Source organism: Streptomyces sp. 378 (genome assembly GCF_030124145.1).
Classification (GTDB): domain Bacteria; phylum Actinomycetota; class Actinomycetes; order Streptomycetales; family Streptomycetaceae; genus Streptomyces.
Genome location: NZ_JASKMS010000008.1, coordinates 40,658 through 66,944, shown reverse-complemented (window position 1 = coordinate 66,944; position 26,287 = coordinate 40,658). Strand labels below are relative to the sequence as shown.

Annotated in this window: 30 protein-coding genes; 15 read left to right on the top strand and 15 right to left on the bottom strand. The window is 72.2% G+C overall.

Annotated elements, in window-relative coordinates:
- The first annotated feature begins 1 nt into the window (after window position 1).
- Together QNO09_RS13690 and QNO09_RS13685 are read left to right on the top strand one after the other, a co-directional pair.
- Window positions 2–868 (top strand): ABC transporter ATP-binding protein, encoded by an 867-nt coding sequence (locus QNO09_RS13690; RefSeq protein WP_283970424.1) that lies wholly within the window; start codon window positions 2–4, stop codon window positions 866–868.
- Complete coding sequence (locus tag QNO09_RS13685) at window positions 865–1,536, top strand: ABC transporter (RefSeq protein ID WP_283970423.1); 672 nt, start codon at window positions 865–867, stop codon at window positions 1,534–1,536. Before QNO09_RS13690 ends, QNO09_RS13685 begins: the two co-directional genes overlap by 4 nt.
- Here the strand turns inward: QNO09_RS13685 and QNO09_RS13680 are convergent.
- Complete coding sequence (locus QNO09_RS13680) at window positions 1,528–1,707, bottom strand: hypothetical protein (RefSeq protein WP_283970422.1); 180 nt, start codon at window positions 1,705–1,707, stop codon at window positions 1,528–1,530. The genes QNO09_RS13685 and QNO09_RS13680 overlap by 9 nt on opposite strands.
- Before the next feature lie 25 nt (window positions 1,708–1,732).
- Complete coding sequence (locus QNO09_RS13675) at window positions 1,733–3,250, bottom strand: FAD-dependent oxidoreductase (RefSeq protein WP_283970421.1); 1,518 nt, start codon at window positions 3,248–3,250, stop codon at window positions 1,733–1,735.
- A gap of 85 nt (window positions 3,251–3,335) precedes the next feature.
- Between QNO09_RS13675 and QNO09_RS13670 the strand changes: the two genes are divergently transcribed.
- Together QNO09_RS13670 and QNO09_RS13665 are read left to right on the top strand one after the other, a co-directional pair.
- Window positions 3,336–3,710 carry an ArsR/SmtB family transcription factor gene (locus QNO09_RS13670; RefSeq protein ID WP_283970420.1) on the top strand — a complete coding sequence of 125 codons (375 nt, stop codon included), beginning with the start codon at window positions 3,336–3,338 and terminating at the stop codon, window positions 3,708–3,710.
- Complete coding sequence (locus tag QNO09_RS13665) at window positions 3,707–4,192, top strand: SRPBCC family protein (protein WP_283970419.1); 486 nt, start codon at window positions 3,707–3,709, stop codon at window positions 4,190–4,192. Before QNO09_RS13670 ends, QNO09_RS13665 begins: the two co-directional genes overlap by 4 nt.
- A 9-nt stretch (window positions 4,193–4,201) precedes the next feature.
- Here the strand turns inward: QNO09_RS13665 and QNO09_RS13660 are convergent, their stop codons facing one another.
- The 7 genes from QNO09_RS13660 to zapE form a co-directional block, all read right to left on the bottom strand.
- Window positions 4,202–5,059: a PPK2 family polyphosphate kinase gene (locus QNO09_RS13660; RefSeq protein ID WP_283970418.1), complete on the bottom strand. Its 858-nt coding sequence runs from the start codon at window positions 5,057–5,059 to the stop codon at window positions 4,202–4,204.
- An 84-nt stretch (window positions 5,060–5,143) separates the two neighbouring features.
- A complete protein-coding gene (locus tag QNO09_RS13655) occupies window positions 5,144–6,526 on the bottom strand; it encodes a PhoX family protein (RefSeq protein ID WP_283970417.1) in 1,383 nt (460 codons plus the stop codon).
- Between the two features lie 90 nt (window positions 6,527–6,616).
- Window positions 6,617–7,516 (bottom strand): slipin family protein, encoded by a 900-nt coding sequence (locus QNO09_RS13650; protein ID WP_283970416.1) that lies wholly within the window; start codon window positions 7,514–7,516, stop codon window positions 6,617–6,619.
- A gap of 169 nt (window positions 7,517–7,685) precedes the next feature.
- Entirely contained in the window at window positions 7,686–9,170 is a 1,485-nt protein-coding gene (locus tag QNO09_RS13645; RefSeq protein ID WP_283970415.1) for a SulP family inorganic anion transporter, read from the bottom strand.
- A gap of 8 nt (window positions 9,171–9,178) precedes the next feature.
- Window positions 9,179–9,760, bottom strand: coding sequence for a carbonic anhydrase (locus QNO09_RS13640; protein WP_283970414.1), 582 nt, complete (start codon window positions 9,758–9,760; stop codon window positions 9,179–9,181).
- A gap of 80 nt (window positions 9,761–9,840) precedes the next feature.
- Window positions 9,841–10,269, bottom strand: a complete 429-nt coding sequence (locus QNO09_RS13635; protein ID WP_283970413.1) for a hypothetical protein — start codon at window positions 10,267–10,269, stop codon at window positions 9,841–9,843.
- 197 nt (window positions 10,270–10,466) lie between these two features.
- The gene (gene zapE, locus QNO09_RS13630) at window positions 10,467–11,570 is read right to left on the bottom strand and encodes a cell division protein ZapE (protein WP_283970412.1); all 1,104 of its coding nucleotides are present in this window, start codon (window positions 11,568–11,570) and stop codon (window positions 10,467–10,469) included.
- Window positions 11,571–11,607: 37 nt separating this feature from the next.
- Between zapE and QNO09_RS13625 the strand changes: the two genes are divergently transcribed.
- The 4 genes from QNO09_RS13625 (at window position 11,608) to msrB (ending at window position 15,093) form a co-directional block, all read left to right on the top strand.
- A complete protein-coding gene (locus tag QNO09_RS13625; RefSeq protein ID WP_283970411.1) occupies window positions 11,608–12,411 on the top strand; it encodes a pyrimidine reductase family protein in 804 nt (267 codons plus the stop codon).
- A 252-nt stretch (window positions 12,412–12,663) separates the two neighbouring features.
- Window positions 12,664–13,137, top strand: coding sequence for a beta/alpha barrel domain-containing protein (locus QNO09_RS13620; protein WP_283970410.1), 474 nt, complete (start codon window positions 12,664–12,666; stop codon window positions 13,135–13,137).
- Between the two features lie 142 nt (window positions 13,138–13,279).
- Entirely contained in the window at window positions 13,280–14,671 is a 1,392-nt protein-coding gene (gene murC / locus QNO09_RS13615; RefSeq protein ID WP_283970409.1) for a UDP-N-acetylmuramate--L-alanine ligase, read from the top strand.
- A gap of 14 nt (window positions 14,672–14,685) precedes the next feature.
- The gene (gene msrB, locus QNO09_RS13610; RefSeq protein ID WP_283970408.1) at window positions 14,686–15,093 is read left to right on the top strand and encodes a peptide-methionine (R)-S-oxide reductase MsrB; all 408 of its coding nucleotides are present in this window, start codon (window positions 14,686–14,688) and stop codon (window positions 15,091–15,093) included.
- Window positions 15,094–15,219: 126 nt separating this feature from the next.
- Here msrB and QNO09_RS13605 read toward each other — a convergent pair whose 3' ends face one another.
- Genes QNO09_RS13605 through QNO09_RS13595 form a run of 3 tightly spaced genes read right to left on the bottom strand, consistent with a single transcriptional unit; the run spans window position 15,220 to window position 17,736 of the window.
- Window positions 15,220–15,954, bottom strand: a complete 735-nt coding sequence (locus QNO09_RS13605) for an FAD:protein FMN transferase (protein ID WP_283970407.1) — start codon at window positions 15,952–15,954, stop codon at window positions 15,220–15,222.
- Window positions 15,955–15,959: 5 nt separating this feature from the next.
- Window positions 15,960–16,382 carry an FMN-binding protein gene (locus QNO09_RS13600; protein WP_283970406.1) on the bottom strand — a complete coding sequence of 141 codons (423 nt, stop codon included), beginning with the start codon at window positions 16,380–16,382 and terminating at the stop codon, window positions 15,960–15,962.
- A 13-nt stretch (window positions 16,383–16,395) separates the two neighbouring features.
- Window positions 16,396–17,736 (bottom strand): ferredoxin reductase family protein, encoded by a 1,341-nt coding sequence (locus QNO09_RS13595; protein ID WP_283970405.1) that lies wholly within the window; start codon window positions 17,734–17,736, stop codon window positions 16,396–16,398.
- A gap of 151 nt (window positions 17,737–17,887) precedes the next feature.
- Here QNO09_RS13595 and QNO09_RS13590 point away from each other — a divergent pair, with 151 nt between their 5' ends.
- The 7 genes from QNO09_RS13590 (at window position 17,888) to QNO09_RS13560 (ending at window position 24,900) form a co-directional block, all read left to right on the top strand.
- The gene (locus QNO09_RS13590; RefSeq protein ID WP_283970404.1) at window positions 17,888–18,586 is read left to right on the top strand and encodes a response regulator transcription factor; all 699 of its coding nucleotides are present in this window, start codon (window positions 17,888–17,890) and stop codon (window positions 18,584–18,586) included.
- Complete coding sequence (locus tag QNO09_RS13585; protein ID WP_283970403.1) at window positions 18,583–20,040, top strand: sensor histidine kinase; 1,458 nt, start codon at window positions 18,583–18,585, stop codon at window positions 20,038–20,040. The genes QNO09_RS13590 and QNO09_RS13585 overlap by 4 nt, the downstream gene beginning before the upstream one ends.
- Window positions 20,041–20,349: 309 nt before the next feature.
- Window positions 20,350–21,474 (top strand): ABC transporter ATP-binding protein, encoded by a 1,125-nt coding sequence (locus QNO09_RS13580; protein ID WP_283970586.1) that lies wholly within the window; start codon window positions 20,350–20,352, stop codon window positions 21,472–21,474.
- Complete coding sequence (locus tag QNO09_RS13575) at window positions 21,471–22,172, top strand: ABC transporter permease (RefSeq protein WP_283970402.1); 702 nt, start codon at window positions 21,471–21,473, stop codon at window positions 22,170–22,172. The genes QNO09_RS13580 and QNO09_RS13575 overlap by 4 nt, the downstream gene beginning before the upstream one ends.
- Window positions 22,169–22,834 (top strand): ABC transporter permease, encoded by a 666-nt coding sequence (locus QNO09_RS13570; RefSeq protein WP_283970401.1) that lies wholly within the window; start codon window positions 22,169–22,171, stop codon window positions 22,832–22,834. The genes QNO09_RS13575 and QNO09_RS13570 overlap by 4 nt, the downstream gene beginning before the upstream one ends.
- A gap of 75 nt (window positions 22,835–22,909) precedes the next feature.
- Window positions 22,910–23,866, top strand: coding sequence for an ABC transporter substrate-binding protein (locus tag QNO09_RS13565; RefSeq protein ID WP_283970400.1), 957 nt, complete (start codon window positions 22,910–22,912; stop codon window positions 23,864–23,866).
- A 122-nt stretch (window positions 23,867–23,988) separates the two neighbouring features.
- Window positions 23,989–24,900, top strand: coding sequence for a hypothetical protein (locus tag QNO09_RS13560; RefSeq protein ID WP_283970399.1), 912 nt, complete (start codon window positions 23,989–23,991; stop codon window positions 24,898–24,900).
- 11 nt (window positions 24,901–24,911) lie between these two features.
- Here the strand turns inward: QNO09_RS13560 and QNO09_RS13555 are convergent, their stop codons facing one another.
- From QNO09_RS13555 to QNO09_RS13545, 3 genes are read right to left on the bottom strand one after another with little or no spacing between them, the layout of a single operon-like run.
- The gene (locus QNO09_RS13555) at window positions 24,912–25,496 is read right to left on the bottom strand and encodes a GTP-binding protein (RefSeq protein WP_283970398.1); all 585 of its coding nucleotides are present in this window, start codon (window positions 25,494–25,496) and stop codon (window positions 24,912–24,914) included.
- On the bottom strand, window positions 25,483–25,842 hold the full coding sequence (locus tag QNO09_RS13550; RefSeq protein WP_283970397.1) for a DUF742 domain-containing protein: 360 nt from the start codon (window positions 25,840–25,842) through the stop codon (window positions 25,483–25,485). The genes QNO09_RS13555 and QNO09_RS13550 overlap by 14 nt, the downstream gene beginning before the upstream one ends.
- Window position 25,843: 1 nt before the next feature.
- Entirely contained in the window at window positions 25,844–26,275 is a 432-nt protein-coding gene (locus QNO09_RS13545; RefSeq protein ID WP_283970396.1) for a roadblock/LC7 domain-containing protein, read from the bottom strand.
- Between the last annotated feature and the right edge of the window lie 12 nt (window positions 26,276–26,287).

Here is a 26,287-nt window from a genome sequence, read left to right as displayed (position 1 = left end):
CATGCGCCCCGACCTGTGCCTGCGGAACGCGGGCCGACGGTACGGTCTGCGCGGCCCCTGGGTGTTGCGCGGTGTCGACCTGACGGTGGCCCCGGGCCGGCTCGTCCGTGTCGAGGGCGCCAACGGCAGCGGCAAGTCCACGCTGCTGCGGCTGCTCGCCGGCATCGACGCCCCCAGCGAGGGCCGCGTCACCGGCCGGCCGCGCACCGCGTACGTCCCCGAGCGGTTCCCGCCGGCCCTGCCCTTCACCGCCGCCGGCTATCTCACCCACCTCGGCGCCGTGCACGGCCTGACCCGCTCGGCTGCCGCTCGGGCCGCCGGGGAGTGGCTGGAGCGCCTCGGCGCCGCCGCGTACGCCGGGACGCCGATGGCCCGGCTGTCGAAGGGCAGCAGCCAGAAGCTCGCGGTCGCGCAGGCCCTGGTGGCGGAGCCGGAGCTGCTGGTGCTGGACGAGGCGTGGACCGGGCTGGACACCGAGGCCCGCGCCGAGTTGGAGCGCGCGGTCGCCGCACGCACGGCGGCCGGTGCGTCCGTGGTCTTCGTCGACCACGACCCGCGCCGCCTGGCGGGCCTGCCGGACGCGACGTACGCCGTGCGCGACGGCCGCCTCGTCGAGGACGCGTCACCGGAGCCGGGCCCCTCCGGCCCGCAGGTCACCGTGGACGTACAGGGCCCGCCGGACGGACGGCTCCCCGGCGACATACGACGGATCGTCACCTCCGCCGACGCGACCGCCCGGGGCCGTTACCGCCTCACCGTCCCCGCCCCGCACTCCGACGTCCTGCTCCGCACCCTGCTGACGGCCCGCCCGCCCTGGCACGTGGTGAGCGTGTCCCCGCGGACGACGGCTCCGGGGAGGCAGGGGTGAGCGCCCTGATGCGCTACCACGCCGCCCTGCTGATGCGCTCGCAGCGCTGGCTGCCACCGTTCCTGCTGTACGCGGCCTTCCTGGCGGTCAGCATCCAGGCCGGGCAGCCCGTGCTCGACTCGCTCGGCTGCACGGCCGCCGCGTCGCTGCCCGTGGCCGCCTGGCTGGCCCGGATCTGCGTCACGGGCGAACCGGACGCGGCGCGGGGCTGTGTGGCGGCGGCCGCCGGACCCGCGCGGGCTCATGTGGCCTGTCTGCTGGTGGCCCTGGCCGGCGCGACGGCGCTCGGCACGCTCGCGGTCCTCGCGGTGACGCTGCTCAGCGATCCGGTCGCCTCCGACCACCGCACCCGGGTGCCGCTCGCCGCCGCCTGCGGGGCCGGGCTGCTCGCCGCCCTGGCCTGCGCCCTGCTCGGCACGGCCGTCGGCGCGCTCACCAGCCGGCCCCTGCTGCGGTCGCCGGGCCGGGCCGTCCTCGCCCTGCTGCTCGCGGCGCTGCTGTCGCTGGTCGCCACCGGCTCACCGGCCCAGGCGGCCGTGCGGGACCTGGTGACCGGCTCGCGGCGGGGCACCGTACCGTTGCCGCTGCTGCCCCTGACCGCGGCGGCCCTGATCGCTGCCGCGGCGCTGGCCCTCGCCGGTGCGCTCGCCTCCCGCAGATCACCCTGAGCAGGCGGTGCGCTGCGCCTCCTGCCACTCGCAGACGGGGCAGAGCGTGATGCCCTTGTACGACTCGGGGTACTCCGTCGGCTCCCGGCACAGCACGCAGTCCGCGTACGGCGGCCCGTCCGCCCGGGGCGGCCTGGTCGCGTCGATCAGGCAGTAGTCGTCCTCGCTCATACGCCCAGCGTAGGCCCGGGTGTCGTCAGAGGTCGCGCTGCTCCAACGGCTTGGTCGCCGGTCCCTGGATCACCTTGCCGTCCGTGTCGAAACGGGAGCCGTGGCAGGGGCACTCCCAGGCGCGTTCGGCTGCGTTGAAGTCGACCAGGCACCCCAGGTGGGTGCAGCGGGCGGAGACGGCGTGGAGCCGGCCGTCGTCGTCCCGGTACACCGCGAGTCGCCCGCCGTCGGCGCGGACCACGGCGCCCTCGCCGGGCGGCAGGGACTCCACCGGCGGCGAAGGTCGCAGCCGGTCGCCCACGAAGTGCCCGGCGACCTTGGCCTGGGTCTTGAGGAACGTCGGCGCCTCGCGCACCGCGGCCTTCACCCGGCGCGGGTCGTACAGCGCGCTCCACGCGCACTCCTCGCCCGTGATCTGCGCGGTCAGCAGCCGCCCCGCCATGATGCCGCCGGTCATGCCCCAGCCGCCGAAGCCGGTGGCCACATAGGTGTGCCGGGCCCCCTGGTGCAGCGGGCCGACCATCGGCACGGTGTCCGTGGGTTCGGTGTCCTGGGTGGCCCAGCGGTGGGTGACCTCCAGGTCCGGGAAGTGGCCGGTGGCCCAGGCGGTGAGGCGTTCGAAACGGGCCCGCGGGTCGCCCGTGCCCGGTGTGAAGTGCTCACCCGTGACGATGAGCAGCCGACGGTCGCCCTCGTAGGGCGCGGTGCGCACCGAGCGGGTCTCCTCGTCGGGGGTGATGAACATGCCGTCCGGGTCCTGCTCCGCGGGGATCGTCCCGGCGACCACCAGCTCACGGCGCGTGGAGAGGCGCGCGAAGAGCAGGGCCCGGTCGAAGATCGGGTAGTGCGTCGCGACGACGACGTCCCGGGCCCGCACGGTCGCCCCCGTCGCGGTGGACACCCGGCACGGCTCACCCTCGTCCAGGCCGAGAACGGTGGTGTCCTCGTAGATCCGTCCGCCGTGCTCGACCAGGTCGGCGGCGAGGGCCAGCAGGTACTTGCGCGGGTGGAACTGGGCCTGTCCGGTGACCTGGACCGCGCCCGCCACCGGGAAGGGCAGCCCGGTCTCCGTGACGAACGAGGCGGGCAGCCCGGCCTCGGCCGCGGCCCGGGCCTCCGCGCGCAGCTCCTCGACTCGGCTCGCGTCGCGGGCGTAGGTGTAGGCGGTCCTCGTCTCCCACTCGCAGTCGACGCCCAGTTCCCGGGCGGTCCGGGCCGCGTGCTCGATGGCCTCGGACTGGGACCGCGCGTACAGCCGCGCGCCCTCGGGGCCCCGGGTGCGCCGCAGCTTGTCGTAGACGAGTGTGTGCAGCGCCGTGACCTTGGCGGTGGTGTGCCCGGTGACGCCGGCCGCGACCCGGCCGGCCTCCAGCACGGCCACGCTGCGCCCGGCCCGTGTCAGCTCCCACGCCGTTGACAGCCCGGCGATCCCGGCACCGATCACCGCCACGTCGACGTCCAGGTCCTCCGTCAGCGGCGGGTGGTGACCGTCCGGCGCGGTCTCGAGCCAGTACGAGCTGCTGACCTGTCGCTTTTCGCCCATGGAGCAGCGAGTACCCCCGTGCGTCCGCTTCAGTGTCGGGCGGGTCGCTTCACAGAAGGGACGAGCAGGACTAACGTACAACCAAATGGTTGTAGATGAGCTGAGCGACGAGACGGTGGACCGGCTGTTCCACGCCCTGGCCGACACCACGCGCCGGGACATACTGCGCCGCTGCGTGCGCGGCGAGCTGTCGGTGTCCCGGCTGGCCGCGTCCTACCCGATGAGCTTCGCCGCCGTGCAGAAGCACGTCGCGGTGCTGGAACGGGCGGGTCTGGTCACCAAGCAGCGCAGCGGACGGGAGCAGCTCGTGCGCACCGACCCCGACGCGGTGGGCCGCGCGCGACAGGCCCTGGACGCACTCGAGTCGGCGTGGCGCGGGCGGGTCGACCGCATGGCCCGGCTGCTCGCCGAGGACACCGGAACCGAAGAGAACGATCCGACGGAAGGACCCGGACGATGAGCGTCACCCGAGTCGACAAGGACCTCGACCACCTCACCCTCACCCTGATCGCCGACTTCGCCGCCCCGGTCGAGCGGGTGTGGCGGCTGTGGGCCGACCCCCGGCAGCTGGAGCGCTGGTGGGGCCCGCCGACCTACCCGGCGACCGTGGAGGAGCACGACCTGACCCCCGGCGGAGAGGTCGCCTACTTCATGACCGGCCCGGAGGGCGACCGGCATCGCGGCTGGTGGCGTATCACCTCGGTCAGCGAGCCGACCGCCCTGGAGTTCACCGACGGCTTCGCCGACGACGACGGCAAGCCCAAGGACGACATGCCGACCATCTCCGTGCGGGTGCGGCTCAGCGAGCACGCGGGCGGCACCCGCATGGAGATGCGCTCCCTGTTCGACTCCCGCGAGCAGATGGACCAGATGGTCACCATGGGCATGGAGGAGGGCCTGAAGGAGGCCGTCGGCCAGATCGAGGCCCTGCTCGCCGCCTGACCGGAGGGGTCAGGTCTGCTCCAGCAGCCGTCTGCGGCACTCGTCCACGTCGAAGTCCGCCTTCGGGTACCGCGGATCCAGCTCCTCGAGGTGCTCCAGGAGCAGGGTGCTGACCGCCCAGTTGCGGTACCACTTGTGATCGGCAGGGATCAGGTACCAGGGCGCGTACGAGGTGCCGCAGCGCCCCAGGGCGATCTCGTAGGCCTTCTGGAACACGGGCCACAGGGCACGGTCGTCGATGTCGGAAGGGGCGAACTTCCAGCGCTTCTCCGGCCTGTCGAGACGTTTGAGCAGCCGGCGGCGCTGCTCGCCGTAGGAGAGGTGCAGGAAGCACTTGACCAGGGTGACGCCGTCGTCGGCGAGAGACCGCTCGAAGCGGTTGATCTGCTCGTAGCGCCGGGCCAGCTCGGTGGCGGGTGCGAGCTCCCGGACGCGCGCGATCAGCACGTCCTCGTAGTGGGAGCGGTCGAAGATGCCCAGCTCGCCGTGGGCCGGGAGCGCCTGCTCCACCCGCCACAGGAAGGGGTGCGCGCGCTCCTCGACGGTGGGCGCCTTGAACGCGGTGATCCGGCAGCCGGACGGGTTGAGCAGGCCGATGACGTGCTTGACCGTGCCGCCCTTGCCGCTGGTGTCCATGCCTTGCAGGACCAGCAGGACCCGGCGCCGGTCGCCCTTGGTGCTCGACGCCCACAGCCGCTCCTGGAGGACGGCCAGCCGCTCGCCGACGCGGGCCATGGCGGCCCTGCCCGCCGCCTTGCCGTCCGGTCCGGCGGGGGTGGCGGCGGCGTCGTAACGGGGCAGGTCGACCGGCTCCCCCGGCGGGAGGCGGAGCCGGTCCCGCAGCGGGGTGCTGTCCTCGTGTGTCATGGGACCCCCTCGCGGTCCTTGTGCCTGGCCGGTCAAGCGGGACGACGGGTCTCGCCGGCGCCCCGTCCGGCAACCGGGCCCCGGCTAGCGGCGCCAGGGGCCCGTCACCGCGAACGTGGTGCCGGGCGTGTAGCAGTTGACGTACATCGTGTCGCCGTCGGGCGAGAAGCACACCCCGGCGAACTCGCCCCACTCGGGCTCCTGCTCGGTGCCGATGTTCTGCCGGTTGCGGGCCATCGCGTAGACCTCGCCCCGCCTGGTGACGCCGTAGACGTGCTGGGCGCCGTTGCCGTCCTCGCACACCATGAGTCCGCCGCTGGGCGCCAGGCAGATGTTGTCCGGCGACTCGCCCGGCAACCGCACATCGGTGTCCGGGCCGAACACGATCACCAGGGTGAGCCGGCGGCACTCCGGGTCGTAGCGCCAGACCTGCCCGAAGTGGTCGGCGGCCGAACCGTCCGAGCGGCGGGCGAAGGACGACACGAAGTACACCGACCGGCCGCCCCAGTAGCAGCCCTCCAGTTTCTGCGCGTGTGTGATGCCCCCGCGGCCGAAGTCCTGGAACCGGATCGGCGTACGCGCGGCCTGCGGGTCCGGGACGTCCACCCACTCGACGCGGTCGAACTCGGCGCCGACGTCCTGGACGGAGGACAGGTCCGGCACCCCCGGCACGCGCATGGCCTGGAGCCGGCCGCCCGCGCGCAGCGAACCCCGTCCGCCCAGCGGGCGTTGTGGCAGGAAGCGGTAGAAGAGGCCGAAGGGCTTCTCGAAGGCGTCCTCGGTCTCGTACACCACGCCCCGTCGGGGATCGACGGCGATCGCCTCGTGCGCGAAGCGGCCCATCGCGGTCAGCGGCACGGCCCCGGTGCGGTGCGGGTCGGCCGGATCGACCTCGAAGATGAAGCCGTGGTCCTTGGTGTAACCGTTGTCACCGGCCTTGTCCTCGGTCTCCTCGCAGGTCAGCCAGGTGTTCCACGGGGTGGGACCACCGGCGCAGTTCACGGCCGTACCGGCGATCGCGACGCGTTCCGACCGGACCCGGTCGTGGGAGTCCAGCGTCAGCGCCGTACAGCCGCCCTCGGCGGCCGGGTCGTAGGTGAGACCCTCGGCCGTCGGGACCGGCACCCTGCTGTTGGCGCGGTTCTCGTGGTTGCGGACCAGGTGGACGCGGCCGCCCTTGCCGGGGAAGGCCGACATGCCGTCGTGGTTGGAGGGGACCTCGCCCTCGCCGGAGCGGAGTTCGTCTCCCTCGCGGGAGAGGATCCGGTAGCCGAAGCCCTCCGGCAGGTCGAGTACGCCCTCGGGGTCGGGGACGAGCGGGCCGTAGCCGGTGCGGCCGAGGCCCTGTGCGGCGGCGGTGCCGGTGAAGAGTTCGGACAGGGCGCCGGAGAACGCGATTCCGACGCCCAGGGCGCCCGTTCCGGCGAGCATCTGACGTCGTGTGGCGGAGCGACCGGACGCGGTCATGGGGAAACCTTCCTGCTGGCGGACAGGAACTGTGATCCCGCTGTGTCTATCACTTGGTGCGGGCGGCGGGAACCACGCGCGTAGCACGGGTCACTGCTCGACCGCGCGCCGCAGCCGCTCCATGGCGTCTTCGGCCTCTTCCACGCGGTCGGCAGCGCCCTCCGCCAGCTCCGCCGGCTCCGCCCGGTCCACCGCCTCGTCGGCGTGCTCCGCGGCCGTCGCGGAGGGCTGCCCACCGCCCCGTTCCAGGAACCGCAGCAGTTCCACCGGAATGGGCAGAACCAGCGTGGAGTTCTTCTCCGCCGCCACCGCCATGACGGTCTGCAGCAACCGGAGCTGGAGCGCCGAGGGCGTGTCGGCCATCTGCTGGGCGGCCTGGGACAGCTTCTTCGAGGCCTGGTACTCGGCGTCGGCGTTGATCAGCCGGGCCCGCCGCTCCCGGTCGGCCTCCGCCTGCCGGGCCATGGAACGCTTCATGGTGTCCGGCAGGGAGACGTCCTTGATCTCCACGCGGTCGATGGTCACACCCCACTCCACGGCCGGGCTGTCGATCATCAGCTCCAGGCCCTGGTTGAGCTTCTCGCGGTTGGACAGCAGATCGTCCAGCTCGCTCTTGCCGATGATCGAGCGCAGCGAGGTCTGCGCCATCTGCGAGACGGCGAAGCGGTAGTCCTCGACGTTGACGATCGCGGCCGCCGGGTCCACGACCTTGAAGTACACCACCGCGTCGACCCGCACGGTCACGTTGTCGCGGGTGATGCCTTCCTGGGCGGGGATCGGCATGGTCACGATCTGCAGGTTGACCTTGCGCATCCGGTCCACCGCGGGGACGACGAGGGTGAACCCGGGCCTTCGCGCCTGCCCGTGCAGCCGTCCGAGCCGGAAGACGACGCCGCGCTCGTACTGCTTGACGACCCGCGCCGCGGAGGCCAGATAGACCAGTGCCCCGGCTCCGACCGCGGCCACCGCACCGACCAGCTCTTCGACCATGCCGACCTCCCCGTCCAGAGGTCCGAAATCTTCGCCTTCTGTCACGATATGCCCGGAAAGCGGTGCGGGGCCACGCCCTGCGGGCCGGGGCGGGGCGGGGGCGGACGCGAGTGGTCCGGGGCGCGCAGCCGGCGCGCCCCGGACCAGGGACGGGTGGGTCGGACGCCCGTCAGGCGGCGGTGAGCTTCTCCGCCGGGGCCCCGACGGCCTCCGTGACCTTCACCGGCTCGATACCCGTCGCGCTGTGGCGTGCGGCCCAGTTCTCCAGGGCCGTTCGGCAGGCGTGGTCGAGGTGGTGCAGACCCGAGAGGTCCAGCTCGACCGGGCGGTCCTGCGGCAGGCCCTCCAGGTCGCCGAGGATCTTCGGCAGCCGCAGGAACGTCGCGTTGCCGGACAGGTACGCCTGGATCGGGCCGGCGCCCTTGTCGATGATCTCGAGCTTGATGTGCGAGGCCTCCCAGGCGGTCTTCACGACCGACAGGGCCAGACCGATGAGCACACCCTCGAACATGTTCACCGCGACGATCGACACCGCGGTGACGACCAGGATGAGCGCCTCACCCCGGTGCTCCTTCCACAGCGGGACCATCTTCTGGAAGGGGATCAGCTTGAAGCCCGCGTGGACCAGGATGCCGGCGAGCGCGGGCAGCGGGATCAGGGCCAGCGTGCCCGGCAGCAGCGCGGCGAACAGCAGCAGCCACACCCCGTGCAGCACCCGGGACGCCTTGGTCTTCGCGCCAGCGCTGACGTTGGCGGAGCTGCGGACGATGACCGCGGTCATCGGCAGAGCGCCGAGCACACCGCAGAGCGTGTTGCCCGCGCCCTGCGCCATCAGTTCCTTGTCGTACCGCGTGCGCGGGCCGTCGTGCAGCCGGTCCACCGCCGCGGCGCTGAAGAGGCTCTCGGCGGACGCGATCAGGGTGAAGGCGATGATCGTGCCGATGATGCCGATGCCGACGCCGCCGAAGGTGTCCAGGCCGGGCGGCTGGATGGAGCCCAGCAGGCCCTTCACCTCCACGGTGGCGACCGGCAGGTCGAACAGGGCGGTGGCCGCGATGGCCAGGATCACCGCGGCGAGCGCGCCGGGAACGGCCTGCGCCCGCTGGGGCAGCTTCTTCCACAGCACCATCACCGCGATGGTGGCCGTGCCGAGCGCGAGGGAGGTGAGCGCCGCCGTGCTGCCGACCGCGTCGACGGCGGCACCGGGCAGGCCGAGGATCTTGTCGATGCCGGAGGCGGGTGCCTTCAGCCCGGCCGTCGCGTACAGCTGACCGGCGATGAGTACCAGACCGATTCCGGCCAGCATGCCCTCGACGACCGAGACGGATATCGCGCGGAACCAGCGGCCGAGCTTCAGCGCGCCCATGATCAGCTGGAGCAGGCCGGCCGCCAGCACGATGATGCCGAGCGCGGGCAGTCCGTACTCCTGGACGGCCTCGAAGACGAGCACGGTCAGACCGGCGGCCGGCCCGGACACCTGAAGGCTGCTGCCCGGCAGGAGTCCGGTGACCAGGCCGCCCACGATGCCGGTGACCAGGCCGAGTTCGGCCGGGACACCGGAGGCGACGGCCACGCCCACGCACAGCGGGAGCGCGACCAGGAACACGACGAGCGAAGCGGTGAAATCCTGCCTGAGATGCGGGAACTTGGTCATGGAGTTCCTCACAACTTCTCGAAGGAGTCGGTGTCCGCACGGTGTTCGCGCACGATTCCGGTGTGCACCTCGTAGAACCAGGCGCGCAGGCCGAGTCGGCCCTCGGCCAGCCGGCGCTCGACGCAGGGGTAGGACCGCAGGCGCAGCACCTGGGCGAGGGCGTGGTTCTGTACGGCCTCCGCGACGGCCGGGTCGGCCGGGTCGGAGCACTCGGGCGCGTCGGCGGCGCGCGCCAGCCAGTCGCGCACCGCCGGTACGGCGGCGAGGTCGTCGCCGCGTACGACCGCGCCCACGGCGCCGCAGTGCGAGTGGCCGCAGACCACGATCTCCTTGACGCCGAGGACCTCCACGGCGTACTCGATCGTGGCCGCCTCCGATGTGGGGTGCTCGAAGGAGTGCGGGGGAACGACGTTGCCCGCGGTGCGCAGCTCGAAGAGCTCGCCGGGACGGGCGCCCGTGATCAGGGCCGGTACGACCCTGGAGTCGGAGCAGGTGATGAACAGGACGTCGGGGGACTGGCCCTCGGCGAGGTGGGCGAACTCCTCAGGGCGCTGTCCGAAGGTGCGGGCGTTGTCGATGAGGGGTTGCATGAGTGTGGTGATCCTCCTGGCGCGCAGTGGGGGCGCGTCGGACGGGCATGACAGAGGGTGGGGGGGAACTGCTCTGCTGCTCAGCAGCGAAAGACCTGAAGTGCCGCCGGGGTGTGCGACGTCGAGGATCTCGATGTGCGGTGGTGCGCGGCGCCGGGTCCGGCCGCTTCGGGTGCCGCCGGCCGGATGTGCCTCTGCAGCGGCCGCTCGGGGGCCGTGGGCGCCGAGTCTGCGGCGTGGGACCGGTCGCGGGTGCGCAGGGGACCGGTCGGGTCCCCGTGGTGTCCGGCGCGGCAGGTCGCCGTCTCGTCGCGCAGAGCCTTCCCGGGATGCTTGTGTCCGGGGCGCGAGGACTTTCCGGAGGGCTTCGTACCGGGCTGGACGTGGGCCTCGACCTGACTGTGCGTATGCGCGGATGCGAAGGACACGGTCGGTGCGAAGAACTGGAGGGCGAGCAGGGCGGCGGCGAGGATCGAAACCACGGTCCGCACCGTCGTACCTCGGAACATGCGCCCCCCTTCAGCGGATTGACACGTCCAGCGCTGACCAACACTTGGTCAATGACTGGTCAAGAAACACGTTAACCCTGCAACATCGTTTGCAGGGTTAACTTAACGTTTCCAGCTGAAGAGAGCCTGAAAACCGTAGATGGGATGGCTTGAACAGGCCCTGTCCACCGCCCGGTCGGCGCTGTAAAGGGGCTTGGTTACCGGAAGTCGACCAGCTTGCCCGCGTCACGGGCGAGGGCGGTGAGCCGGGATATGGCCCTGAAGTACTTCTTGCGGTAGCCGCCGTTCAGCATCTCGTCGCTGAACAACCGGTCGAAGGGCAGACCCGAGGCCAGCACGGGCACCTCGCGGTCGTAGAGCCGGTCCGCGAGGACGACGAGCCTGAGGGCCGTCGACTGGTCGGGAACCGGCCGCACCCCGGTGAGGCACACGGCCTTGAGCCCGTCCGTCAGAGCGCCGTACCGGCTGGGGTGGACCCGGGCGAGATGCTCCAGAAGGGGCGAGAACGCGTCGAGGGAAGCGCCCTCGGTGGTGTGCGCCGCCTTCGTCACCTGTTCGTCGGAGTACGGCGGCGGCGCCTCGGGCAGGCCGCGGTGGCGGTAGTCCTCGCCGTCGATGCGCAGGGCGCGGAAGTGGGCCGACAGTCCCTGGATCTCACGCAGGAAGTCGGCCGCGGCGAACCTGCCCTCGCCGAGCTTGCCGGGCAGCGTGTTGGAGGTGGCGGCCAGCGCCACGCCCTCGTCGACGAGCCTGCCGAGGAGCGTGGAGACCAGGACGGTGTCGCCCGGGTCGTCGAGCTCGAACTCGTCGATGCACAGCAGGCGGTGACCGGACAGCGTCCGGACCGTCTGCTGGAACCCGAGGGCGCCGACCAGGTTCGTCAGCTCCACGAACGTGCCGAAGGCCTTGAGCGCGGGCTCGGCCGGGGTGGCGTGCCACAGGGACGCGAGCAGGTGGGTCTTGCCGACGCCGTAACCGCCGTCGAGATAGACGCCGCGCGGGCCGGCGGGGGCCTTCTTCGCCGCCTTGCCGAAACCGAACAGCCGCCGCTTGCCGGAGCCCGTGGCCGCCTCGGAGCCGAGGCCCGCCGCGAAAGCCTCCAGGGCCCGGACGGCCTCCGTCTGGCTGGGCTGGTTCGGGTCGGGGAGGTACGTACTGAAGCGGACGGAGTCGAACCGCGGCGGCGGCACCATCTCGGCGACCAGCCGGTCCGCGGGCACCCGCGGCTCACGGGCGCACAGGGACAGCGAGGCCGGGTCGGTCAGGGGGCCGGTTCCGGAGGGGACGGGGGAAGAGGACACGGTTCACCATGCTACGGGGCGTGGAACACTGCACGGCATGCGACGTCTGTTCCCTGTGACCGATGAAACAGCAGCTCCGGCCCCGGGTGGCGGGTCCGGTGGGGACGCCGGACGGGAGTGGAGCCTGGACGAACTGGCCGCCGCGTACGCCTATCCCGAGCCGGGGCCCGCAGGTCCGGTGCCGTGGCTTCGCGCCAACATGGTGTCCACGCTGGACGGGGCCGCCCAGCACGACGGCCGTTCGCAGCCCATCTCCAGCGCCACCGACATGCGGATCTTCGGCACCCTGCGGGCGCTCGCGGACGTCGTGGTCGTCGGCGCCGAAACGGTGCGCAAGGAGGGCTACCGGCCGGCCCGCGCGCGGGAGGACTTCGCGGCGATGCGGGAGGCGGCCGGACAGCGGCCCGCCCCCGCGATCGCGGTGGTCACCGCCGGCCTCGACCTGGACTTCTCGCTTCCGCTGTTCACCTCGCCCCTGGTGCCCACCCTGATCCTCACCGGCGCCGCGGCCGCCCCGGACCGGGTCGCCACCGCGGAGAAGACGGGCGCCAGGGTGGTGACCGCGGGGGACGGCATCGGCGTCGATCCCGCCCGCGCCGTCCGGGCCCTCGCCGACCTCGGGCACACCCGGTTGCTGACCGAGGGCGGCCCGCGGCTGCTGGGCCAGCTGGTCGCGGCCGGTGTGCTCGACGAGCTGTGCCTGACCGTCGCCCCGATGCTCACGGCAGGCGACGCGCAGCGCATCGCCGGAGGGCCGGCGGTCACGGTCCCGCACCGCTTCGAACTGGTGTCGATCCTGGAGGAGGACGGTTTCCTGTTCACGCGCTACGGGCGTGCCTGACGCACTGAACCGCCGGTCGCGGGGTACAAGATGTCGACGGTCGGACAGTCACACCGGCTGATCCGTCCGGAAGCGGGGCCGGGGTCGCCATCGGTCCGCTCATCAGCGGAATGTGCCATTCCGTTTGGTCTGCGGAGGGCACACTGGGTCCGGCAATGCCCGTGCGAACACGGGGCAGGATGGTTTCCGCAGGGCCCTGCGCGGCCCGCGGAGGAGCGGGGCCACGGGCCCCCGGAGCAGAAGGGGCGCCTGGTGTTCACCAGCGTATTGATGATCGAGAAGGCGCTGACGTCCGCCGACGTGGAGTTCGTCACCACCTTGCACGGCGAGGAGCCGGTCTCCTTCCACGTGCTGCTGCAGCCGCGCGGAGAGCAGGCGGACCGCCTGCTGCGGGCCATCGACGACGTGGCGCTCGGCGAGCTCGACGAGGCCGTCCGCGAGGGGGAGACCCCGGAGGGCGAGGAGGCGCTGACCGTGGGGCAGCGGGCCCTGGAGGTGTCACTCGCCGCGCTGCGCGCCTCGGGCAGTGCGGCGGAGGGGCGGCTGATCGAGGATCACCCGCTGGACGCGCTGAAGTCCCTGGTGGAGGAGGCCGGGGCGGACGAGGTCATCGTGCTGACCGATCCCCACTACGTGGAGGAGTTCTTCCACCGCGACTGGGCCTCCCGGGCCCGGCACAAGGTGGGGGTGCCGGTGCTGAAGCTGTTCTCGCACAGCAAGGCGTGACGCCGGGCGGTGAGGTCCGTCGGGCGCGGGCCGCTCATGGCTGCTCGCGCGGCTCCCCGCGCCCCTGATGGGCATGGCCGCCCCGCGCACGCAATAGGCTTGGCCCCGCTCACCCTCGTCACCCGAACTTGGAGACACACGCATGGCAGCCGGCCTTCCTCCCGCCATGGACCGACCGCACTTCATCGGGATCGGTGGGGCCGGAATGTCGGGCATCGCGAAGATCCTGGCGCAGCGCGGGGCCGCCGTGGCGGGCAGCGACGCCAAGGAGTCGGCCACGGCCGAGGCGCTGCGGGCGCTGGGCGCGACCGTGCACATCGGGCATGCCGCCGAGCACCTCGCCGATGACGCCAGCTGTGTGGTCGTGTCGTCGGCGATCCGGCAGGACAACCCCGAGCTGGCCCGCGCGGCCGAGCTGGGCATCCCCGTCGTGCACCGCTCCGACGCGCTCGCCGCGCTGATGGACGGGCTGCGGCCGATCGCCGTCGCCGGGACCCACGGCAAGACGACCACCACGTCGATGCTGGCGGTGTCGCTGAGCGAACTGGGTCTGAAGCCCTCGTACGCGATCGGCGGCGACCTGGACGCGCCCGGCTCCAACGCGCTGCACGGCGAGGGCGAGATCTTCGTCGCCGAGGCGGACGAATCGGACCGCAGCTTCCACAAGTACGCGCCCGAGGTCGCGATCGTCCTCAACGTCGAGCTCGACCACCACGCCAACTACGCGTCCATGGACGAGATCTACGAGTCGTTCGAGACGTTCGTGGACCGGATCGCCGAGGGTGGCACGCTGGTGATCGCCGCCGACCACGAGGGCGCCCGGGAGCTCACGCGCCGCGTCCGGGCCCGCGACGTGACCGTGGTGACGTACGGCGAGTCCGAGGACGCCGACGTGCGCGTCCGCTCCGTCGTGCCGCAAGGGCTGAAGAGCGAGGTCACCGTGGTGCTGGAGGGTGAGGAGCTGACCTTCACGGTCTCCGTGCCCGGCCGGCACTACGCGCACAACGCGGTCGCCGCGCTGGCGGCGGGCGTGGCGCTCGGTGTCCCGGTGGCCGAGCTGGCCCCGGCGATCGCCGCGTACACGGGCGTGAAACGGCGGCTCCAGCTGAAGGGCGAGGCCGCGGGCGTGCAGGTCATCGACTCCTACGCGCACCACCCCACCGAGATGACCGCCGACCTGGAGGCCATGCGCGCGGCGGCCGGGGACGCCCGGATCCTGGTCGTCTTCCAGCCGCACCTCTTCTCCCGCACGCAGGAGCTCGGCAAGGAGATGGGCCGGGCCCTCGCCCTCGCGGACGCCTCGGTCGTGCTGGACATCTATCCGGCCCGTGAGGACCCGATCCCGGGCGTGACGAGCGAGCTGATCATCGAGGCGGCCCGGGCCGCGGGCGCGGACGTGACCCCCGTGCACGACAAGGCGGACGTGGCGTCGGTCGTCTCGGGAATGGCGAAGCCCGGGGATCTCGTTCTCACCATGGGAGCGGGCGATGTCACCGACCTCGGCCCGCTGATCCTGGACCGTCTGTCGAACTGAGGGGCTGAAGGCTCATGCCGTACGACGTGGAGAAGCCGGACGAGCAGTGGCGCGCGGAGCTGTCCCCGGGGGAGTACGCGGTCCTGCGGCAGGCGGCCACCGAACCCGCCTTCACCGGTGAGTACACCGACACCAAGACCCGGGGCGTCTACTCCTGTCGCGCCTGTGGCGCGGACCTGTTCACCTCGGACACGAAATTCGAGTCCCACTGCGGCTGGCCGTCGTTCTTCGACCCGAAGGACACCGACGCGGTCGAGCTGATCGAGGACCGTTCGCACGGCATGATGCGCACCGAGGTGCGGTGCGCCCGGTGCGGCTCGCACCTCGGGCACGTGTTCACGGGCGAGGGGTATCCCACGCCCACGGACCAGCGGTACTGCATCAACTCGATCGCGCTGCGCCTGGCCCCCGAGGAGGACTGAGGCGCCGCTCAGCGGACGCGGCACCGCCTGGCCCCCGAGGAGGACTGAGGCGCCGCTCAGCGGACGCGGCACTCCTTCCGGGTGAGGGGTGCCGTGCAAAGATCTGCCCGGCAGCCGACCGCCGGCTCACGCCGCGATCCCATCGGCCGCCGCCCGCGGGAACCCCGCGCTCCGCAGGACCCGCCTCCCCGCGTCCACCGCGAACACCTCGCAGTTCTCGCGGGCCGCCGCCCAGGCGACGCCCTCCGCGCCCAGCGCGAACGCGGCCGTGGCGACGGTGTCGGCCTCCGTCAGGGTCGGGGCCACGACGGTCATGCTGAGCAGGCCGGTCGCGGGGCGGCCGGTGCGCCCGTCGAGGATGTGGTCGCCGCGTTCGTAGCGGGCGGAGGTCGCCACCGCCCGGTCCGTGACGTCCAGCACCGCGCACAGCCGGTCGGCGTGCTCGGGGTGCCGTACGCCGACGCGCCAGGGGCCGCCGGAGGCGATCACGTCGCCGCCCGCGTTGAGGCAGAAGCGCCGCGCCCCGGACGCCCGCAGCAGCTCCGCTCCCTTCTGCACCGACCAGCCCTTCACCACGGCGCAGGGGTCGAGGCCGCGGCCGGGCAGACGGACGTCGAAGGCGCCCCCGGTCGCGATCCGGTACTCCTCGCACAGGTCCAGGACCGCGCGGAGCTCGGGGCCGGGTTCGCGCACCTCCCCCCGGTCCAGCCGGGACACCTCGCTGTCCTCGCGGAACGGGCTGAACCGCGCGTCGACCTCGCGCAGCCAGGCGAACAAACCGTCCACCGCTGCCTCGGGGACGTCCTCGTCGTCGATCCGCACCGACACCGGGAACCCCATCACGTGCTCGACGCGGCGCACGCCCCTCAGCCCCTCGCGTCGATGGCGGCCTGGAGCGACTCCTTGTAGCCGTCGCTGGTGATCGTGGCGCCGGACACCGTGTCGATGTCGGCGCTCTGCGCCCCCAGGGTCTCGGCGATCAGCTTCGGCACGGCGGCCGTGGTCTGCGGATGGTCCGGCTGCCGCAGCATCCGCACCGAGGTGATCTCGTCGCCCTCGAAGGTGACCTGGACCTGCACCGGTCCCTTCTCGGTGTCGACGGTGGGCCCCGACGCGACCGTGGTCGTGGTGCCGCCGGGCCCCGCGGACGACGAGACCGAGGGCGTCGACGCCGGCGCCGCGGCCTGTGCGGCGGCCGACGACGACCCGGTGTCGTGCGACGGGGCGTAGCGCCAGACCGGGACCAGGCCGGCGACGCTCAGGACGAGGACGGGCAGGGCTCGCTTCACGACAGTCTCCTCGTCATCCGGCCAGGCTGAAGCGTTCGAAGTGGGTCTGCGACGACGGCACGCCCAGCTCGCGCAGGCTGCCGAGCACCGCGTTCATCATCGGCGGCGGACCGCACAGGTAGACGTCCCGCCCGGCGATGTCCGGCACCAGCCGGGCCAGCTCCCGCGGCGCCAGCCGGTCCGGCACGGACGGGCCCGTGACCAGGTGCAGCTCGGCGCCCTTGGCGAGCGCGAGGTCGCGCAGTTCGTCGTGGAGGACGGCGTCCCGGTCCGTGGCGACCCGGTAGATCACGACCGCGTGGCCGTGCAGTTCCTCCAGCAGGGCCCGGATCGGCGTGACACCGACGCCACCGGCGATGAGCACGGCGTCCGGGCGGGTGCGGTGCAGGGCGGTGAAGGCGCCGTAGGGACCCTCCGCGAACACGCGCGTGCCGACCTTGAGGTGTCGCAGGGCCGCGCTGCCGTCACCGGCCCGCTTGACGGTCAGGCGGAGCGTACGGCCGTCGGGGGCGGCGGACAGCGAGAACGGGTTCGCCTGCCACCAGCGGTCCTTCGTCAGGAACCGCCACAGGAAGAACTGCCCGGCCCGGGCGGGCAGCCGGTCCAGGTCGCGGCCGGTGACGTAGACCGACACCACCTGGTCGTTCTCGGGGACGACCGCCGTCACCCGCAGCCGGTGCCGCAGGTTGCGCCACAGCGGCAGCACCAGCCGGCCGGCGAACACCGAGGCCAGGGCCACGCCCCACACGCCGTACCAGTACGCCGTCGCCGCCGGTGACGAGGTGAACGTGGTCCCGGCCGCGACCTGGTGGGTGAACGCCAGGACCACCGCCACGTAGGTGTACAGGTGGATGAAGTGCCAGGTCTCGTAGGCCAGCCGACGCCGGGCGTAACGGGCCGAGACCGCGCCGACCACGATGAGGACCGCCAGGGCGACGATCGCCCGGAGCACGCCCTCGACCGTCTCGGCGAGGTCCACCAGCTGGTTCACCGGGTCCAGCGACGAGGCCCGCGCATAGCCGAACACGATGAACACGGCGTGCGCCAGCAGCAGCCACAGCACCGAGAAGCCCGTCCAGCGGTGCCAGGACGTCAGCCGGTCCATGCCGATCCGCCGGTCGAACCACGGCAGCCGTGCCACCAGCAGCAGCTGGAACGCCATCAGCAGCGCCGCGTACAGCCCGGCCAGCCGGCCCAGCACGATCAGCGCGTTCGAGGCGAAACCGGCCTGCGCGAAGAAGACGGCCACCACGACGGCGTTCGTCAGCAGCACCGCGTACAGGCCGGTGCGGCCCACCACTTTGGGCCGCACGCCCGGGCGGGTCGCCTCGGGAGGTTGCTGGAGGGTCGTCACGGTCGGCAGCTCCTTGATCGGATCCTGGGATTCGAGTCTGGCGCCGGGGAGCTGTCGGGAAGCTGTCGCTCAACTTTCAAGTTTTTATCGATCGCGCCACGGGAGGGCGGGCGGCTATGGCGGCCCGGGACGCGTGCAGCACTATGAGGCCGTGGAAAAAGTACGACTTCTCGTCGTCGACGACGACCCGCCCATCGCCGACCTCGTCGCGACCGTCGCCCGCTACGAGGGCTGGGAGGCGGTCACCGCGTACACCGGCGAGGACGCGCTGGTGCGGGCCGCCGAGTTCCACCCGGACATCGTGGTGCTCGACCTGATGCTGCCCGGCGTGGACGGCTTCGGTGTCCTGGACCGGCTGCGCGCCTCCGGAACGATGGTGCCGGTGGTGTTCCTCACCGCGCGCGACGGCGTCGCCGACCGGGTGGCCGGCCTCACCCGGGGCGGCGACGACTACCTGGTCAAGCCGTTCGCCGTGGAAGAGCTGATGGCCCGGCTGCGGACCGTGCTGCGGCGCAGCGCCGGACCCGGCTTCCAGCGGTCCGTGCTCCAGGTCGGCGACCTGACGATGGACGAGGACACCCGTGAGGTGCGGCGTGGCGACAGCCAACTGTCGCTGACCCCGACCGAGTACGAGGTGCTGCGCTACCTCATGCGCAAGTCGCCCACCGTGCTCACCAAGGCGCAGATCCTCGACCACGTGTGGGAGTACGGCTTCGGCGGCCGCTCCAACGTCGTCGAGCTGGTCGTCAGCCGGCTGCGCCGCAAGCTGGACGAGACCGACGACGGCGGCGCGCCGCTCATCCACACCGTGCGCGGATTCGGGTACGTGCTGCGCCAGGCCGCCGGGTGATCGCCCGGCTGCGAGGGGCCTACCGCGGGATGCGGCTGGGCACCCGGCTGGCCCTCGGCCTCGGCGCCCTGTCCCTGGTGGTGTTCGCCGTCGTCGGCACGGCCCTGACCACGTACATGCGGGACTATCTCTCCGCTCAGCTCGACACGCAGCTGGCGCAGGCCCAGATCGCCCAGTCCAAGAGCATCGCGGACTACGGCACCATCTCCGGCAAGAAGTACTACAGCTGGTTCTACGCCGTGTACGACGTGTCGGACGGCGTGCCCGAGCTCCGCAGGCCCGAGGACCCCGCCGATCTGCCGGAGGACGTCGACGACTTCACCTCCCTGGCCCGGGCGCAGACCGCCGCGCACACCGAACTCCTGCGCACCGAGCACCTCAAGGGCGCCGGCTCCTACCGGCTGCGTGCCTGCGAGGTCGAGCCCGGTGTGGTCCTGGTCAGTGCCGCGCCCCTGGAGGACATCGAGGACACCGTCGGTCAGCTGATCACCATCCAGGTCGTCACCTTCGCGCTCGCACTGCTCGCGCTGGTCGTCTTCGGCCGCCGCATGCTGCGCCGCGGCCTGAAGCCGCTCAGCGACATGGCCTCCACCGCGCACGGCATCGCCTCGCACGACCTGACCGAGTCGGCGGCGCGGCTGCCGCTGCGCGCCGACGGCCGGGACGGCGGGCCCGAGGTGGACGAACTGCGCACGGCCTTCAACACGATGCTGGAGCACATCGACGACTCCCTCGCCGTGCGCGCGGAGGCCGAGCAGCGGCTGCGCCGCTTCGTCGCGGACGCCTCGCACGAACTGCGCACCCCGCTGATGTCGGTGCGCGGTTACGCCGACCTCTTCCAGTACGCCGCCGCCAACGCCCCCGAGGAACGCGACCGGCACCTGGCCCGGCTGCGCGCCGAGGCCGCCCGCATGGGCGTCCTCCTGGACGACCTGCTGCTGCTCGCCCGGCTGGACGCGGCGGAGGTGGAGACGCCGCTGTGTCTGCGGGACGCCGATCTGGTGGAGCTGGTGGGCCAGGCCGCGGACGCCTTCCGAGTGGGCCGCCCCGGCCATCCGCTGACCGTCGTCGTGGGCTCGGGCCCGGTGCGGCTGCCGATGGACCCGCTGCGCATCCGGCAGGTCGTCGACAACCTCCTGACCAACGCCGCCGTGCACACCCCGGCCGGCACGAAGGTGTCGGTGGAGGTGGCCCTCGCGCCCGGCGCGGCCGAGGTGCGGGTCGCCGACACCGGACCGGGCATCCCGCCCGACGACCTGGCCCGCGTCTTCGACCGGTTCTACCGCGTCGACAAGGCCCGCAGCCGCGACCGCGGCGGCAGCGGCCTCGGCCTGGCGGTCGCCCAGTCCCTGGTCCGCGCCCACGGCGGCCGCATCGAAGTCGACAGCGCACCGGGAGCGACGGTGTTCACCGTGCGTCTGCCCGTGGAGGGCGCACGCCCCGCGGACCGGTGAAAGGCGCCCTCCAATGCCGCGGCAGGCAACGTTCGCCCCGTCGCGACGCCCGGCACGCTCCCCCGTTCTCGGCTTCGCTCGAACGGGAGGGGCCCCCACTGCCGCACCGGGCACAAGCCCAAGTACACCCAGTACGAGGGCTTGCACCCGGCACTCCCCCAAGCTCTTCGAGCAGGGGGGACCCCCAGAACACGCACCGGACGCCGCTGCCTGACGGGCAAACGTCGCCCGCCGCGGCACTAGACTCGTCCGGAAACAGCCCGTACGACCATGGCCAGTGCTTCCGCCAACCCGAAGGGCTCCGGCGCCTTGATACGGATCGATTCAGTCACCAAGCGCTATCCGGACGGGACGGTGGCTGTCGACCGGCTCTCCCTCGAGATACCCGACCGCTCGATCACCGTCCTCGTCGGACCCTCGGGCTGCGGCAAGACCACCACCCTGCGGATGATCAACCGGATGGTCGAACCGAGCGAGGGAACGATCCTCCTCGACGGCGAGGACATCCAGCGCCGGCCCGTCACCGGCCTGCGCCGGTCGATGGGTTACGTCATCCAGAACGCCGGTCTCTTCCAGCACCGCACGATCATCGACAACATCGCCACCGTGCCCCGCGTGCTCGGCTGGGGCAAGCAGAAGGCACGCGCGCGGGCGGCCGAGCTGATGGAGCGCGTGGGCCTCGACGCCGCGCTCGCCAAGCGGTACCCGTACCAGCTGTCCGGCGGCCAGCAGCAGCGCGTCGGCGTGGCCCGGGCGCTCGCCGCCGACCCGCCCGTGCTGCTCATGGACGAGCCGTTCTCGGCGGTCGACCCGGTCGTACGCAAGGGACTCCAGGACGAACTGCTGCGCATCCAGGACGAGTTGGGCAAGACCATCGTCTTCGTCACCCACGACATCGACGAGGCGATCAAACTCGGCACCATGGTCGCCGTGCTGCGCGAAGGCGGTCACCTCGCCCAGTACGCACCCCCCGCCGAGCTGCTGTCCAACCCCGCCGACGCCTTCGTCGAGGACTTCCTCGGGGCCGACCGCGGCATCCGGCGGCTGTCGTTCTTCCCCTCCGTCGAACTCCCCCTGACCACCGGCCCGGTGATCCCGGTGGACGCCACCGCCGAGCAGATCGCCGCCCCCGACGCCCCCTGGCTGCTCGTCACCGACGCCCAGGGAAGGCCCCTCGGCTGGGCCGAGCCGCACGACCTGACCGCCGGCGACCTCGACCCCGGCCGGCTCCTGCCGCACGGACGGCCGTTCGTCCCCGGCACCGACTCCCTGCGGGTCGCCCTGGACTGCGCCGTGCTCTCCCCGGCCGGGTGGGCCGTCGCCGTGGACGACACCGGGCGGGTGACCGGCGTGGTCTCGCAAGCGACCATCGGTGAGGCGATCCGCGGCGCCCACGCCGCCGGCCGGGCCGACGAGGCCAAGGTCGCGTCGTGAACGGCTTCTTCGACATCCCGAGCGACCTCCAGCACAGCTACGCCGGACTGATCGGACTGCATCTGCGCGAGGCCCTGCTGCCGGTGCTCGCCGGGCTGCTGCTCGCGCTGCCGCTCGCCCAGCTCTGCGTCCGGTTCCGCTGGCTGTACCCGCCCGTGCTCGGCGCCACCACCATCCTGTACGCCGTCCCGTCGCTGGCCTTCTTCGTGGTCCTCATCGACTACACCGGGCAGACCGAGCTGACCGTGATGATCCCGCTGGCCGTGTACAGCCTCGTGGTGCTCGTCCCGGCCATCGTCGACGGGGTGCGGTCCGTGCCCCAGGAGACCCTGGCCGCGGCCACCGCCATGGGGTTCGGACCCGTACGCCGTTTCCTCCAGGTGCAGTTGCCCATCGCGGTGCCCGCCATCATCGCCGGGCTGCGGGTCGCCACCGTCTCCAGCATCTCCCTGGTCAGCGTCGGCACCCTCATCGGCAACCAGGGCGCCCTCGGCAACCTGCTCGCCGCCGCGCAGAAGTACGACCGTCCCGAACTGGCCGTGAACTCCGTGATCACCACGGCCGTCCTGGCCATCCTGTGCGACGCCCTGCTGGTGCTGCTGCGCGTCGCGCTGACCCCCTGGATGCCCAGCGGTACCCGCAGGCGCTCCAAGACAGCGCGGCAGCCGCTGCCCGCCCCCCAGGACGTGACCCGGTGAACGTACTGAACTTCGTCCACGCCTTCTTCAGCGACAGCGCCCACTGGCACGGCTACGACGGCATCCCGCAACGCCTGCTCGAACACGTCCGGTACTCGGCCCTGGCTCTGGTCCTCGCCGCCGCGATCGGCCTGCCCGTCGGCCTGCTGACCGGGCACACCGGGCGGGGCGGCAACGCCCTCGCGTTCATCGCCACCGCCGCCCGCGCGCTGCCCAGTTTCGGCCTGCTGGTGCTGATCGTCGTCCTGATGGGCTTCGGCCTGCTGCCCGTGATGATCCCCCTGGTCGTGCTCGCCGTGCCGCCGATCCTGGTGACCACCTACGAGGCCGTCCGCACCGTCGACCCGTCCCCGGTGGACGCCGCCCGCGGCATGGGCATGCACGAGTCGCGGATCCTCTTCCAGGTCGAACTGCCGGTCGCGCTGCCGCTGATCCTCAGCGGTCTGCGCTCGGCCGCCATCCAGATCGTCTCGACGGCCACCATCGCCGCGTACGTCAGCCTGGGCGGCCTCGGCCGCTACATCGTCGACGGGCTCTACCAGCGCGACTACGAGAAGGTCGTCGGCGGCGCCACCCTGGTCGCCGTCCTGGCGCTCGTCACGCTGGCGCTGTTCTGGGTCGCGGGCCGGGTGGCCGTGTCGCCGGGGGTGCGCAGACGCTGAGACCCGGCCTCGGCCCGGTAAACCGTGACCAAGACGCTCTTGACTGATCATCAAGCGGCTGGATTGGATCGTTGAATGACTTCTACCGCGAAGAGCAGCAGGTCCAGGACGAGGCACACCGGCGCGGCGGCCGTCGCGCTCACCGCCGCGGCGGCGCTGCTCGCGGGCTGTTCGTCCGGCGACTCCTCGGACAACCCCCTGGCGGGCGAGAAGGCGAAGGCCGGCACCGTCGTCGTCGGCTCCAACAACTTCGCCGAGAGCACCCTGCTCGCCGACATCTACGGCGAGGCACTCAAGGCCAAGGGCCTGGAGGTCACCTACAAGCACAACATCGGCAGCCGTGAGACGTCCTACGGCCTGATGAAGAACGGCTCCGTCACCGTGCTGCCGGAGTACAACGGCTCGCTGCTGGCCTACCTCGACCCCGAGGCCGAGCAGAAGTCCACCGAGGCGGTGAACGCGGCCGTCAAGGCCAAGCTCGACAAGAAGCTGACGATCCTTCAGTCGTCGCCCGCCGAGGACAAGGACTCGGTCACCGTCAACGCCGAGACCGCGAAGAAGTACAAGCTCACGTCCTCGTCCACCCTCGCGGACCTCAAGGAGGCGGCACCGGACCTGGTGATCGGCGGTTCGCCCGAGTTCCAGACCCGGCAGCAGGGGCTGAAGGGCCTGAAGTCCGTGTACGGCCTGGAGTTCAAGTCCTTCAAGGCGCTCGACGCGGGCGGCCCGCTGACCCAGGCGGCGCTGGCCCAGAACACCGTCCAGGCCGCGGACATCTTCACCACGGACCCGACCATCGTGAAGGAGAAGTTCGTCGTCCTGAAGGACCCGGAGAACCTCTTCGGGTTCGCGAACGTGACCCCGCTGGTCAACAAGAGCGGCCTCTCCCAGAAGGGTGTCGACGCGCTCGACGCGGTCTCCGCCGAGCTGGACACGAAGACGCTCCTGGAACTCGACGCGCAGGTGCAGCTCCAGAAGAAGGACCCGCTGGACGTGGCGAAGGCGTGGCTGAAGTCGGCCGGCCTGGCCTGAGCCGGCCGCCCGTCACGAGGGGATGACGGGCCGGGCCACATCCACAGGGGACCGAACGCGGGCCGGTGGTCGGGCGTCACAGGGAGGGAACCACCCCGGCACCGCGACTCCCTGGGAGAGCCATGCGTACCGACAGGACACGAACCGCCCGTCTTCTGCTCGTCCTCGCCCTGTCCGTCACCGGAGCCGGTGCCGCCGCCGGCTGCGGCCAGGCGGAGGCCGACGGCGGCCGGCCGACCCCGCCGGCGCGGGACGACGACCGCGCCCGCCGGGTCGCCGACGCCTGGGACGGCTCCCGGGCGGCCGCCCGGTGGCACGAGGGCTACCACCCCGTGGAGGCGGTCGTCCAACCGCCCGCGGAGGGCCTGCGCGGCGACGACCGGCGCGCGTACGTGACCGGCAACTTCGACCTGCGGGCCCCGCTTCCCCCCGCCCGGGACAAGAGCGGCCGGGTGACGTGGCAGGACGGGGGCTCGCTCACCAGGCCCCTCATGGCGGCCGACCGGGTCTACCGGACCCTGGACCGCAACAGCGGCCCCGGCCCCCGGCTGACGGTCACCCGGGCCGAGTTGGGGAGCATGACGGTGCTCACCGCCCGCGGGCCGACGACCGTCCCGGCCTGGCTGTTCACCCTGGAGGGCTACGCCGGTCCGCTGAAGAGCGCCGCGGTGAGCCCCTCCGCACCGCCGGAGCCGCCCATCGGGCCGCTCCGGCCGGACGTGCCCACCGATGTGCTCGCACCGCTCGGCGGCCTGACGACGGTGGCGCGGGACGGCCGGTCCGTCACCGTCGTGGCGCAGCACGGCTCCTGCGACGACGGCCCCGTCGTGTCGGCTCACGAGACCGAGGGCAGCGTGGTGCTGTCCGCCGCCGTGACGGGCGCCGAGGACGGTCCCTGCACCACCGAACTGCTCGGCGAGAGGGTGACGGTGAAGCTGGACCGGCCGGTCGGCGACCGCATCGTCCTGGACGCGTTCACGGGCCGCCCGGTGCCGTACACCGAGTGGCCGGGCGCCGCTCCCGGCCGGAGCTGAACCGTTCCGCCTCAGGCCTGCACCGCCGACGCGATCAACTGGTCGATCAGGGCGATCAGTACGTCACGGCACGACTCCCGGTCCCGGGCGTCGCACAACAGCACCCGCACGTGATCGGGCACCGCGAGCGCCTCCCGGATGTCCTCGGGCGGATACGGGTGCTCGCCGTGGAAGCCGTTGACCCCGACGACGAACGGGATGCCCCGGCGCTCGAAGAAGTCGATCGCGGCGAAACTGGACTCCGGTCTGCGGACGTCGACCAGGACCACCGCCCCCAGCGCGCCGAGCGCCAGGTCGTTCCACATGAACCAGAACCGCTGCTGCCCGGGGGTGCCGAACAGGTACAGCACCAGCTCCCGGCTGATGGTGATCCGGCCGAAGTCCAGGGCCACGGTGGTGGCCCGCTTCTCCTCGATGCCGTCGAGATCGTCGACGTCCAGACCGGCTACGGTCAGGGGTTCCTCGGTGCGCAGCGGGACGATCTCGCTGACCGACCCGACCATGGTGGTCTTGCCCACGCCGAAGCCCCCGGCGATGAGGATCTTGACCGTGTCGGGTGCCGAAGACGCGTCAGTGGCAAGGTCAGAGCCGGCCAAGGCCGTCCCTCACTTTCTGCAGCAGGTCCAGGTCCGGAGTGGTGCGGGAAACGAGGCGCGGTGGGCGGACGGTGATCCGGCCCGCCTCCAGCAGATCGCAGAGCAGGATGACGACCACGCTCACCGGCAGGTCGAGCCGGGCGGCCAACTCCGCCACGGCGAGCGGCTCGGCGCACAGCCGCAGGATCCGGGTGTGCTCGGGCTGGCACCGTGCGGCCGAGGCGGGCTGCGGATCGACCGCCGTGACCGTCGAGATGAGCGTGAAGTCGGCGCGGCTGGGCCGGGTCCGGCCACCGGTCAGAGCGAACGGCCTGACGAGCCGGCCCGCCGCATCACCTCCGCCCACCTCACACGCCGGGGTCGACGACGGGGCCGGCCACGCCCCGCGGTGCGGCGCTCAGGTGCTCGCCGATCTTCTTCACCAGCATGTTCATCTGGTAGGCCACCACTCCGACGTCCGCGCCGGGCCCGGTCAGCACGACCAGATGTGCGCCGGGACCGGCGGAGGTCAGGATCAGATAGCCGTTGGCCATCTCGATGAGCGCCTGGCGCACCGGACCGCCCCGGAAGTCCATGCTGACGCCCTTGCTGAGGCTCATCAGCCCGGACGCGGTCGCCGCGAGCCGCTCGGCGTCGTCGCGCAGGAATCCGGTGGACTTGCTGACCACCAGGCCGTCCTCGGAGAGCACCACCGCCTGGTTCACGTCGGCGACCCGCTCCACGAGTCCGGTCAGCAGCTGGTCGAGCTGGGTGTGCGTGGCGGGGATGGGGCGTGTCATTGCGGTGTCCTT